Origin of the sequence: Priestia sp. RMT2NF4 (genome assembly GCF_047872835.1) — a bacterium.
GTDB classification, from domain to species: domain Bacteria; phylum Bacillota; class Bacilli; order Bacillales; family Bacillaceae_H; genus Priestia; species Priestia zanthoxyli.
The window spans coordinates 58,266-70,587 of sequence record NZ_JBLQZO010000006.1; the positions used below are offsets into that span (position 1 = coordinate 58,266).

Annotated in this window: 12 protein-coding genes; 11 read left to right on the forward strand and 1 reads right to left on the reverse strand. The window is 39.1% G+C overall.

Annotation, left to right across the window (positions count from 1 at the left end; all coding sequences use genetic code 11):
* Positions 1–13 precede the first annotated feature (13 nt).
* Positions 14–1,309, reverse strand: a complete 1,296-nt coding sequence (locus tag ACMX9J_RS21700) for a purine/pyrimidine permease (protein WP_335706786.1) — start codon at positions 1,307–1,309, stop codon at positions 14–16.
* Positions 1,310–1,561: 252 nt separating this feature from the next.
* Between ACMX9J_RS21700 and ACMX9J_RS21705 the strand changes: the two genes are divergently transcribed.
* From ACMX9J_RS21705 to ACMX9J_RS21755, 11 genes are all read left to right on the forward strand, one after another.
* Positions 1,562–2,386, forward strand: a complete 825-nt coding sequence (locus ACMX9J_RS21705; protein WP_048018508.1) for a M55 family metallopeptidase — start codon at positions 1,562–1,564, stop codon at positions 2,384–2,386.
* 14 nt (positions 2,387–2,400) lie between these two features.
* Positions 2,401–3,330 carry an ABC transporter permease gene (locus ACMX9J_RS21710; protein ID WP_028414024.1) on the forward strand — a complete coding sequence of 310 codons (930 nt, stop codon included), beginning with the start codon at positions 2,401–2,403 and terminating at the stop codon, positions 3,328–3,330.
* A complete protein-coding gene (locus ACMX9J_RS21715; RefSeq protein WP_176344786.1) occupies positions 3,314–4,270 on the forward strand; it encodes an ABC transporter permease in 957 nt (318 codons plus the stop codon). Before ACMX9J_RS21710 ends, ACMX9J_RS21715 begins: the two co-directional genes overlap by 17 nt.
* Before the next feature lie 4 nt (positions 4,271–4,274).
* The gene (locus tag ACMX9J_RS21720) at positions 4,275–5,273 is read left to right on the forward strand and encodes an ABC transporter ATP-binding protein (RefSeq protein WP_028414022.1); all 999 of its coding nucleotides are present in this window, start codon (positions 4,275–4,277) and stop codon (positions 5,271–5,273) included.
* A 23-nt stretch (positions 5,274–5,296) separates the two neighbouring features.
* A complete protein-coding gene (locus ACMX9J_RS21725) occupies positions 5,297–6,940 on the forward strand; it encodes a peptide ABC transporter substrate-binding protein (protein ID WP_033578457.1) in 1,644 nt (547 codons plus the stop codon).
* Positions 6,941–7,028: 88 nt separating this feature from the next.
* Positions 7,029–7,973 (forward strand): S66 peptidase family protein, encoded by a 945-nt coding sequence (locus tag ACMX9J_RS21730; RefSeq protein ID WP_028414020.1) that lies wholly within the window; start codon positions 7,029–7,031, stop codon positions 7,971–7,973.
* Positions 7,974–8,004: 31 nt separating this feature from the next.
* Positions 8,005–8,913: an NlpC/P60 family protein gene (locus tag ACMX9J_RS21735; RefSeq protein WP_416226160.1), complete on the forward strand. Its 909-nt coding sequence runs from the start codon at positions 8,005–8,007 to the stop codon at positions 8,911–8,913.
* 12 nt (positions 8,914–8,925) lie between these two features.
* Entirely contained in the window at positions 8,926–9,933 is a 1,008-nt protein-coding gene (locus ACMX9J_RS21740) for an ABC transporter ATP-binding protein (protein WP_034266569.1), read from the forward strand.
* A complete protein-coding gene (locus ACMX9J_RS21745) occupies positions 9,930–10,709 on the forward strand; it encodes a serine hydrolase (RefSeq protein ID WP_098113449.1) in 780 nt (259 codons plus the stop codon). The genes ACMX9J_RS21740 and ACMX9J_RS21745 overlap by 4 nt, the downstream gene beginning before the upstream one ends.
* 338 nt (positions 10,710–11,047) lie before the next feature.
* On the forward strand, positions 11,048–11,599 hold the full coding sequence (locus tag ACMX9J_RS21750; protein WP_013056190.1) for a hypothetical protein: 552 nt from the start codon (positions 11,048–11,050) through the stop codon (positions 11,597–11,599).
* 109 nt (positions 11,600–11,708) lie between these two features.
* Positions 11,709–12,236, forward strand: coding sequence for a GNAT family N-acetyltransferase (locus ACMX9J_RS21755; protein WP_028414016.1), 528 nt, complete (start codon positions 11,709–11,711; stop codon positions 12,234–12,236).
* The last annotated feature ends 86 nt before the right edge of the window (positions 12,237–12,322 follow it).

Consider the following 12,322-nt stretch of genomic DNA (forward strand, 5'->3'; position numbering starts at 1 on the left):
CAGCTTCTTTTTTTTATCCCTCTTTTGCATCTTGTCTTTTCAACGAAAGTGATTCGGAAATTTCCAGTGCAAGAATGATAATGGTACCAAGAACTAATCCATTGCTTAAAAACGTAGTAACTAAAGGAGGAAGTGTTGAAAAAGCTTGAGAAGGCAAAAACATAACCCCTATCCCCGACAGCAGCGCAATACCTGCTTTTTTCATTGCTTTTTCGGGCTGTTTGGCATGCTTGAATTCTCCAATTCCAAGAGCCATCATACCTGTAAAAACAGGAAAGATTGCCGCGTATCCGACGGCAGGAGGAAGAGCGGACATAATGGATGTTAAAGGGGTAAAGATACTCAGAAAAAGCAAAAGACACGATGCTACAATAAAAGGAACTCGGCTATAAATATTTGTAGCTGAAATAAATCCACCGGAACCTGAAATAGGAACGGCACCGACACCTGAAAACAATCCTCCAAGCAGCTGGCTTATACCCGAAACCATCCCGGAACGTTTAATATTGTCTTTTTCAATTTTTTCTCCTTTGTGTTTATAAACAGACTCAACAACACGAATAGAAGCGAGCATGTTTGTAATTAAAATGAGTGTTACAAAAAAAGCAGTAACAACCATATTCCATTCAACGCGAGGAGCTCCGAATACAAACACTTTAGGTATGTAAAATAACTGCGCCTGAAATTCGATAGGTTTAGCTAACCCTAACATTGCAAATACTCCCCAGCCTACACCAATACTAATAATAATGCTGAGTTTATTTAACGTCCGGTGTGATAATAAATAAAAAGTCAGCAGCAAAATCGCAGCTGAAGTCAGCGCAATTGGAAGTTTAATAGCTGAATTCGTTTCTGTAATGCCAAACATTCCTTTTAAAAAGGAACCGCTGAGCTGCGTCACTAATAAAATTAAATATGTACCGGTAACCGTTGGAGTAAAGTATTTTGCTAGTTTATCAATGAGACCAAACAGGCTCATTAAAATAGCAATTATCCCGCTTATAAGAAGGGTGAACTGCAGCACGCGAAGCGTTTCGGAGTGAGAACCAAACAGAACGGTTCCAAGACTCGCATACAGAGAAAAGACGCCCCACCAAACGCCAGCTGGCCCTTCCATGATTGGGTATTTATGCCCTATAAATACCTGCAAGAGCCCGGATAAAGCCAAAATAAATAACGTTCGCTGTAAAAATTGAATAGAATCTGCTGCGTTTAAATGAAACTGAGAAGCAATTACAATAGGAACAATCATACTATTAGAAATCATAAATAAAAACCATTGTAGCGAAGCAATGGAAACTCGAAACATTCTTAACACCTCAATTAATGCCGACGAGCGGCTGAATGAACCAACAGGTTGCTCTATTATTTTACCATGGGATTTCCAATTTGTAAGCGATATCTTGTTAAAAGGATGACGAGTAAAATGTCAAAAGATTCAATATATTGTTGTAAAAAGAAGAAAGATAATTTATAATTTTCTTACAATTATAAATTATAAACATAAGAATAATTTATAATGAACTGACTAACAGTCAAGGAAGGAGGAGGGATAAGACAAATGAAACTATACCTGTCGGTTGATATGGAAGGAATTACGGGACTCGTCGATCACACAAATGTTCTGCGAGAGAAAGAGAATTATGAAAGAAGCCGCCAAATAATGACGGATGAAGCGAATGCAGTCATTTATGCAGGGTTTAGAGAAAAGTGCTCAGAAGTTGTGGTAAATGACAGTCATTCGAGTATGAATAATCTCCTTGTTGAACGGCTTCATCCAGAAACTCAGCTTATTTCAGGAAGCGTAAAACCATATTCAATGGTACAGGGATTAGATCAGACTTTTGATGGTGCTATATTTCTAGGGTATCATGCTAAAGCATCCATGCCTGGTGTCATGTCTCATTCAATGATATTTGGTGCTCGCAATATGTACATAGACGATATGAATATTGGAGAGTTAGGCTTCAACGCATACGTCGCAGGCTATTACGGCGTGCCAGTTTTAATGGTAGCTGGTGATGACCAAACGGCGCTGGAAGCACAGCAGCTTATTCCAAACGTGACGACTGCTATCGTCAAACAGGCCATTTCACGTTCTGCAGCCAAAACATTAACCCCTAAGAAAGCAGAACAATTACTTCAAGAAAAAACAGCCGCAGCTATTCAGCACAAACACCTTGTTAAACCTTTAATTCCACCTAAACACCCAACCTTACGAATAGAATTTGCAAATTATGGTCAAGCAGAGTGGGCGCATTTAATGCCGGGCACAGAAATTGAACCTGGAACGACGACCGTTCGGTTTCAAGCAAAAGATATTTTAGAAGCTTATCAGGCCATGCTTGTTATGACTGAATTAGCTACGCGCACAACATTCTGTTAGAAGGTGGGATAAAGGTGAAAAGTTATATTTTAAAGCGATTTTTATCCATGCTTGTTACGCTGTGGGTAATTGTGACCTTAACCTTCTTTTTAATGCATTCGATTCCTGGATCTCCATTTAATGAAGAACGAGCGACAAGCGATGCAGTTCAAAAAAACCTGGAATCATTTTATCACTTAGATGAGCCGCTAGCTGTGCAATATGTTCTTTATTTGAAATCCATTGTTACCTTTGACTTTGGTCCTTCTATTAAACAGCCGTCTCAAACGGTTAACGACCTTTTAGGAAGAGGGTTTCCCGTGTCATTTGAACTTGGAATGGTGACGTTAATTCTTGCGGTGATTTCCGGTATTACACTAGGCATTATCGCTGCTCTTAGAAGAAACGGAATAATTGATTACATTGCGATGAGCATAGCAGTTATCGGATTGTCGGTTCCAAATTTTGTTATGGCCACCTTGTTAATTCAACAGCTTTCTGTCAATTTAAAAATTTTACCCGCTGCTACGTGGACGAGCCCTTTACATATGATTCTTCCGACTCTAGCTCTTGCCACAGGTCCTATGGCTATTATTGCACGTTTGACTCGCTCAAGCATGATAGAAGTACTGACTCAAGATTATATTCGAACAGCGCGTGCAAAAGGGCTTTCGCCAATGAAAATTGTATTTAAACACGCGCTTAGAAATGCTTTAATGCCTGTTATAACAGTTCTTGGAACGATTGCAGCCAGCGTATTAACTGGCACATTTGTTATTGAACAAGTCTTTGCTATTCCTGGCATGGGGAAATATTTTGTGGACAGTATTAATACGAGAGACTACCCCGTAATTATGGGCACTACGGTCTTTTACAGTTCGATTCTCATCATTATGCTTTTTTTAGTAGACATTGCTTACGGAATACTTGATCCACGAATCAAACTGTATAAGAAGGAGGGATAACGTGCTGGAAAAACAGGAGTATAAGCAAATTCCTGATGAGTGGTTTACGCCAAAGAAAAAAAAGAAATCTGAAGCCGAAGCAGTTGTAAGGCCGAGTCTTTCTTATTGGCATGATGCATGGCGCAGGCTTGTAAAAAACAAGTTGGCCATGCTGGGTCTCTTTTTTTTAGTCATCCTCGTTGTGATGGCTATATTCGGTCCTATGTTTTCACCCTACAGCGTAACGAAAGCCTCTTTTACAGAGCAAAACCTTCCTCCTTCAGCTAGTCATTGGTTTGGAACGGATGACTTAGGCAGAGATATGTACACTCGGACATGGTACGGGGCTAGAATCTCTTTATTTGTAGGGCTGATGGCAGCGCTTATTGATTTTATCATCGGTGTCATTTACGGGGGCTTCTCAGGCTATAAAGGAGGAAAAACAGATAATGTCATGATGCGCGTAATTGAAATTTTATACGGTCTTCCTTATTTATTAGTGGTAATTTTACTAATGGTAGTCATGGGACCCGGGCTTTCTACGATTATTGTGGCACTTTCCGTTACAGGTTGGATCGGGATGGCGAGAATTGTACGGGGGCAAGTATTGCAAATAAAAAACTATGAATACGTGCTTGCATCCAAAACGTTTGGAACAAAAACAAGCCGTATCATTAAGCGAAACCTGCTTCCAAATACGATGGGACCGATTATCGTTCAAATGACACTAACCGTACCAACTGCCATTTTTGCTGAAGCTTTCTTAAGCTTTTTAGGGCTGGGTGTACAGGCTCCTTATGCGAGCTGGGGAGTAATGGCAAACGATGGTTTATCAACGATTCTATCAGGCTATTGGTGGCGTTTGTTTTTTCCCGCGTTTTTTATTTCTCTTACCATGTTTGCTTTTAATGTCCTTGGAGACGGACTGCAAGATGCACTTGATCCGAAATTAAGGAGGTAAGCAAATGGAAAAAATAATCCGAATCAAAAACTTACACGTACAGTTTTCAACTTACGGAGGGCAAGTTCAAGCTGTAAGAGGCGTTAGTTTTGATTTACATAAAGGAGAAACCCTAGCGATTGTAGGAGAGTCAGGTTGCGGAAAAAGCGTAACATCTCAAAGTATCATGAGGTTAATTCCAACACCTCCGGGCAGGATCACAAGCGGCTCTATTTTATTTAAAGACCAGGATTTAACAAAACTATCAGAAAAGAAAATGCGAGACATTCGAGGCGCTGATATTTCGATGATTTTTCAGGATCCTATGACTGCGCTTAATCCAACTCTTCGCGTAGGTGAGCAAATTGCAGAAAATATTATGCAACATGAAAACATTTCAAAAGAAAAAGCCAAAGAAAAAGCATTTGAAATGCTGGAGCTAGTCGGAATTCCAAATCCTAAAGAACGCCTAAAGCAATATCCTCATGAATTTAGCGGGGGAATGAGACAGCGTATTGTCATTGCAATGGCCCTTGTATGCAACCCCGAAGTGCTAATTGCTGATGAACCTACCACAGCCCTTGACGTCACGATACAGGCGCAGATTTTAGAATTATTTAAGGATATTCAGCAGAAAACGGATGTCTCCATTGTTTTAATTACCCATGATTTAGGTGTAGTTGCTCAGGTAGCTGACCGTGTTGCCGTAATGTATGCAGGAAAGATTGTAGAAATTGGAACAAGAAGAGACATCTTTTATACGCCGCAGCATCCGTATACAAAAGGATTGCTGCGTTCAGTTCCTCGGTTAGATCTATACGAAAGTGAGCTTGTGCCTATTGCAGGCTCACCTCCCGATTTATTTGCACCTCCATCTGGATGTTCGTTCGCACCTCGCTGTCCTTACGTAATGGAAGTGTGTGATCGCATGTATCCTACGTCGACAAAGCTGAAAGAAAGTCACCAAGTGCACTGCTGGCTTCAAGATGAGAGAGCCCAAAAATTTGTAACAACTATAAGCTAGATTTATAGATGAATAGCGAACTTATGAAAGAGGGGAAAATGATGAAAAAAATAGGGTCTTTACTAATGATGTGTGTACTTATATTTGCACTTGCTGCCTGTACGGCCACAAAAGATTCAGGCGCGGAGCCAGAAAAGAAAAGCAGTACAGCAAAAGAAGACGGTAAGGTCCTTTATATGAATAATGGCGCAGAACCTACGTCTTTTGATCCGCCTATTGGGTTTGATTCATATTCATGGAATATGCTTAATAACTTAATGGAGGGGCTGACTCGTTTAGGAAAAAGCGATGAGCCTGAAGGAGCAATGGCCGAGAAATGGGATATTTCTGACGATAAAAAAGTCTATACATTTCATTTGCGAAAAGATGCTAAATGGTCAAATGGAGATGACGTAAAAGCAAGTGATTTTGTGTTTGCATGGAAGAGGCTGTTAGATCCTAAGACTGGTTCTCCAGCGGCGTTTTTAGGCTATTTCATTCAAGGTGGAGAAGAATTTAATACGGGTAAAGGCAGTGCTGATCAAGTAGGAGTCAAAGCGCTAGATGACAAAACTTTTGAAGTTACGCTTAAAAGTCCGCAAGCCTATTTCTTAAGCGTAGTTTCCAATCCAGCGTTTTTTCCAATTAATGAAAAAGTAGCAACAAAAAATCCGAAATGGTTTGCAGAAGCAGATTCGTTTGTTGCTAATGGTCCTTTCAAATTAACTCAATGGAAGCATAACAGTAATCTAGTAATGGAAAGAAACGATCAGTACTGGGATGCTAAAAATGTAAAGCTCGATAAGGTAAAATGGGCAATTGTTGAAAATACAAACACAGAATACCAAATGTATCAAAATGGAGAACTAGATGTTTCTGAAATTCCATCGGATTTAAGTGAAAAGCTGTTGAAAGATGGAGATGTTCATATCGAAGACCAAGCGGGAACTTACTTCTATCGCTTTAACTTAGATAAAGAGCCCTTTCAAAACAAAAATATCCGTAAAGCATTCGCAATGGCTGTAGATCAAGATCAAATTGTTAATTTTGTTACAAAAAATAAAGAAAAACCAGCTCGCGGGTTTGTATCATACGGATTTAAAGATGCAGATGGAAAGGATTTCCGTAAAACAGGCGGCGACTTACTAAAAACAGATGGCAAAGAAGCAAAAGCACTTCTGAAAAAAGGAATGAAAGAAGAAGGATATAAAAAGCTGCCAGCTATTACGCTAACATACAGTACAGACGATACACATAAAAAAATAGCAGAAGCACTTCAGCAAATGTTCAAAGAAAATCTAGGTGTAGATGTGAAGCTTGCCAATATGGAATGGAATGTTTTCCAAGAAGAACAAAAAGCGTTAAAGTTTCAGCTGTCACGAAGTTCGTTTTTAGCTGATTATGCAGATCCAATCAACTTTTTAGAGAGCTTCCAGACGGGTCATTCAATGAACCGTACAGCTTGGAGCAATAAAGAATATGATAAGTTAATTAAACAAGCTATGAATGAAACTGATAATAAAAAACGTTTTGAGCTTATGTATAAAGCAGAAGGTATTTTATTTGATGAGATGCCGATCATTCCTATTCATTTCTACAACTATGTGTTTTTAATAAAAGATAACGTATCTGGAATTGTTCGTCATCCTGTTGGCTATTTAGATTTGAAGTGGGCAGATAAACAGTAAAGTGGAACTTTTCGTCAGAGGGGATTTCAATTCCCTTCTGACCCAAGTTTCACTTTCTTCATTTCTTTACACAAAAGGAGTGTAGCAAATGATCAAACCAAAACGATTAAAAAAAGGTGATACAGTAGCTGTTATTGCACCTGCTAGTCCGCCTAATCAGCACAATCTAAAAAAAGGACTAGAATATTTGAAGGAAATAGGATTAAACGTAGTAACGGGTGCGCATTTATATAAAAAAAACGGGTACTTGGCAGGGACTGATGAACAGCGAGCAGCCGATATACATGCGATGTTTGCCAATAAGGAAGTAAAGGCAATTATCTGTGCATGCGGAGGGTACGGGACTGCTAGGCTTGCCTCGCAATTAAACTACAATTTAATTAAGCAAAACCCAAAGATTTTTTGGGGATATAGCGATATTACGTTTTTACATACCGCTATTCATCAGCGCACAGGTTTGGTTACCTTTCACGGGCCAATGCTTTCGTCGGATATCGGAAAAGAAGATGTTCATATAGAGACGAAGCAAGCTTTTTATCAATTATTTTCTCACCGTTCTTTTTACTATACGGATCAAATTAGCCCGCTCGACACTATTTGTGAAGGAGAAGCAACTGGTCAGCTGATAGGAGGAAATCTGACTTTGCTCGTGAGCACGCTTGGCACTCCATTTGAACTAGATACGAAAAATAAAATTTTATTTATTGAAGATATTGACGAAGAGCCGTATGAAATTGACCGCATGATGACACAGCTGTATATGGCCAATAAACTGCAGGATGCAGCGGGAATTCTTATCGGAGATTTCCATAACTGCTATCCTAAAAAACGTACAGAGTCGCTTTCACTAGAAGAGGCATTAACAAGTTACCTGACTTCTTTAAAAAAGCCTGTTATGAGAGGGTTTCGCATCGGGCATTGCTCGCCTCAAACAGCTGTGGGAATTGGAAGTTATGCCACGATGTCGACTTATGAACAAATGGTGGAATTTGAATCCGGTATTACATTACCAAAAGATAAAGTCGAACGCTGAAGGTTAAACCTGCAGGGAGGAGAAATAAGTGATGGATAAAAAAGCGTATTACGTTTGTGTGGCTGTGGCGACTGTGTGGACTTCCTGTGACTCTTGCAGAGAAATAGATGACAATGCAACAAGTGTCCCAGTAAAACTAGATAAATGGCTGGAGCAATTAACGTATACACGTCGGTTGGAGCTTTGTGAGAAAAATTTAGTTCAAACGCAGCTGTTACTAGGAGAAGAAGTATATGTAACGGAACTGAAAGGTAAATGGGCAAAAATCGTTATTCCTTCTCAGTTTTCTTCTAAAGATGAAAGAGGATATCCCGGGTGGGTTCCTTTCCACCAACTGATTTCCCAAGCTGAATATTCTCCATTGAATAAACCAACGGCAGTGGTATCAGCAGCGATTGCGACACTGCAGCTAGCGGAAGAAACCTTGCAAATTAGTTATCAAACGCAGCTGCCTCTTTTAAAAGAAGATAAAGAATGGCTAGAGGTTCAAACACCGGTTGGCACTGGGAGAATAAAACGTCAAGATGCTGTTGTAATAGAGGATAGAAACCGTAAAACAACAAAAGGAACTGGAGATATGATTATTGCAGCAGGAGAACAGTTTTTGAATCTTCCATATTTATGGGGGGGTATGAGTGCTTGGGGATATGATTGTTCCGGGTTTGCCTATGCTACTCATAAAGCAAACGGCTATCTTATTCCAAGAGATGCCACCGATCAAGCAAGGAAAGGCAAAGAAGTAGGATTAGACTCTATTCAACCCGGAGATTTATTGTTTTTCGCTTATGAAAAAGGGAAGGGGTCTATCCACCATGTTGGTATTTGTTATGGCAGAGGAAAAATGCTTCATTCACCTAAAACGGGTAAAACCGTCGAACTGATTGAATTAAAAGGAACGTTTTATGAAGAAGAGCTGTGCGCAGCCCGGCGCTATTATTAGGAGGTGGCAGTTATGACAGCGAAGCATTTGTTAGAAGTAAAGCAGCTGAGCAAATATTTTTCAATTACGAACAAGCAGGTTTTGAAAGCAGTAGACGGCGTGTCTTTTTATATTTCAAAAGGAGAAACCTTTGGACTTGTTGGTGAATCCGGCTGCGGAAAATCCACTGCCGGGCGAACAATCATTGGATTGTATAACCGTACATCAGGAGAGGTGCTTTATAAAGGGAAAAACGTGCATGAGCTATCAGAGAAAGAGAAATTTGCTTTTCATCGTAATATGCAAATGATTTTTCAAGATCCATATGCTTCACTGAATCCTCGTTCTACCGTAAAGGAGATTATCTCAGAACCAATGGAGGTTCACGGACTTTATTCCAATAAAAAAGAAATGCTGAACCGGGTGTATGAGCTGCTAGAAGATGTGGGGCTAAATCGTGATCATGCCAACCGCTATCCTCATGAGTTCAGCGGCGGGCAGCGCCAGCGCATAGGGATTGCGAGAGCTTTAGCGTTAAATCCAGAATGCATTATTGCAGACGAACCTATTTCTGCTTTAGATGTATCTGTACAGGCTCAAGTAGTTAATTTATTAAAAAAACTCCAAAAAGAAAAAGGGTTAACTTATTTATTTATTGCACATGACTTGTCGATGGTAAAGCATATAAGCAGTCGTATTGGAGTTATGTATTTAGGGCATTTAGTAGAATTAACAACAAGTTCGGAGCTATATCAAAAACCGCTTCACCCATACACTCAAGCTCTACTGTCAGCTATTCCTATTCCTGATCCTGACGTTGAGGATAATCGGAAGCGGATTGTTCTTAAAGGAGAATTGCCAAGCCCCATTAACCCTCCCTCTGGCTGCGTGTTTAATACGCGCTGTCCTCTTGCAGTAGCAGCCTGTAAGACTCAAAAACCAGAGTGGCAGGAAGTTGAAGAAAATCATTTTGTGGCCTGCCACTTATACAATCAAAAGATAATGAGTACCAACTATATTGAAACAGCTGCGACAAAATGATGGAAAAAGCAAGAGTGAAAATAGAAGATGCAGTTACGAAATGGAAACGGAGTAATAATGGACTTATACGGATTCATATTGAAGGGAAAGAATCCATACAGATTAATTCTTTTATCCAACAACGAGCAGCAAGTACAATCAAGCTGCTGCTTGCAATAGAAGCGTTTCGTCAAATTGATGAGGGCATCTTGGCTTTAACATCTGTCATTCAAAGAATGGAAAAAAACACGGTTGGCGGAGCAGGTGTACTTAGAGCTCTTCCGCGGTTAACACATATTAAAGTGGAAGAGCTGCTTGCCCTTATGATAATGGTTTCTGACAACACAGCTACAAATGAGCTCATTTCTTTAGTAGGATTTGAAAAAATTAACGAATGTGCTAAAAATCTAGGATTAAAGAAAACCGTTTTAAACCGCTATATGATGGACGAAACAGCTGTTAAACAAGGGATTGATAATTATACGTGTGCCTCTGACGTAGTAAAGTGCCTAAAGGAAATATGTGAAGGAAACTTTTTGCGAAAATCTAGTTGCGAAAAAATAATGAGAATGCTAGAAATGCAGCAGTTTCGGCATAAGCTTCCAGCACGTATAGGATCAGCGTTTCAAGCTGCGAATAAGACTGGAGAACTACAGGGAGCGGAACATGATAGTGCTATTCTCATGCGAGGTAACGAAACGTATTATGCCGTTGTTTTGATAGATGGACTAAGTGACAATGAACAGGGAAGGAGATTGATTACTGATATTGGATACCTTCTGTCATCTAACATCTAAAAATCTTTTGACCATTTCAATAAGCGGGGGTAGTTTGGTCTCTTTTTATTTAATGTCTTCCATCAAAGAAAAACTCACATGTAATAATAATAAATGCTTGTCTTCTCAGATTTTGGCGAGACCGTTGTTTGCAGTGCTGGATTTGTGCTAGTAATAGATAAACATGTTCTTTTTCATAAAATTTTATGAAAAAATAATGATAAATCATTCATCCTATACCAACTTATTCATATTTTTTATATAATAGAATAATAGTATATATTTTAAACGAATAGTGAATGTCTATGCCAATTAGCAAGGAGCATGAAATTATTCGATTCATAAATGGTGGTGTATGTATGGCAAACGAACATGTAATGATAGATATTATAAAAGCATTTAAACGCAATTCAACTGAATCCATTGCCATGGATTTAATTAAGGAAGTGCGAGGGACATTTAGTCCTTTACCTAAATATATAGCGGATTTAATTGATGAGCTGAGAAAATTAAATTTAAAAGACGAAGTGATCAGTGTAATCTTGTATCAATCTGTATATGTGGCGGATCATCAATTTAATATTAAAGATACCATTACCAATCGTCAGTTTGTAAAAGATACGATTGAAATGGGCAGAAGATGGGTGCATCAGTACGGCCGAATTGAAACAGTAGAAGAAGCAATTCATATTGCAGAGCAAGTGTCTACAAAAGAGGACTTGCCTCATCATTTGCAAACAGCAACAATTGACGAAAAAATTACGCTTGAGGTGCAGCTTGATCATCAAACATATGAAATGTTAAAAAATATAGCGGTTTATTATGATCATCATTCCTATGAACAGTCAATGACTGTAGCAATTAATCGTTTATATACGCAGCTGCGCGATGCACAATCAAAAAATAGTTAAATGTCAAATCTCACATGTTCCGTGCACCATGTGAGATTTTTTAAGATGTGAAAGAGGCGCAGATGAAAATGTCTTGCTCCATCATTCATCAAAAGGAGGGAGAACATAGATGAGGGTATATTTATCTCCTCTTCAAGAAAAAGATGCTTCTAAAGTTTTTGCATATTGGTCGGATGAAGAGGTTACGAGATATATGAATATTGAGCCCTTTACGACGCTTTATCAAGCGGAAAGCATGATTGCACTTCTTCAAAGTTTGACGAAAGAAGGAAAAGCAATACGCTATGCTATTCGATTAAAGACTTCCGATGAGATCATTGGAACCTGCGGTCTAAACCGTATTGATTATGGTAAAAAGCAAGCAGAGATTGGGTATGATTTAGGCAGACCTTTTTGGAAAAAAGGCCTCATGACAGAAGCGCTCTGCCTTTTGCTAGAAAAAGCTTTTGAAGAGTTTCATATACGGGAGATTGAAGCAAAGGTCGATCCTAATAATAAAGATTCAATTACGCTTTTAAAAAAATTCTCGTTTCAATTAAAAGAGGCGTATAAGTCAGATGATTGTACGTGTTTATACACCGTCAATAAAGAAAAAGTGAGCGCGATATTGTCAGGACGCTCAAAAAGTAAGAAGTAAATCCAACAGAAGTTCTTTTGAAATAGTAAATATTTTTAGGCCTTAACCGATAACAAAGAAAAGAACGAATTGAAGGAAGGTCATGA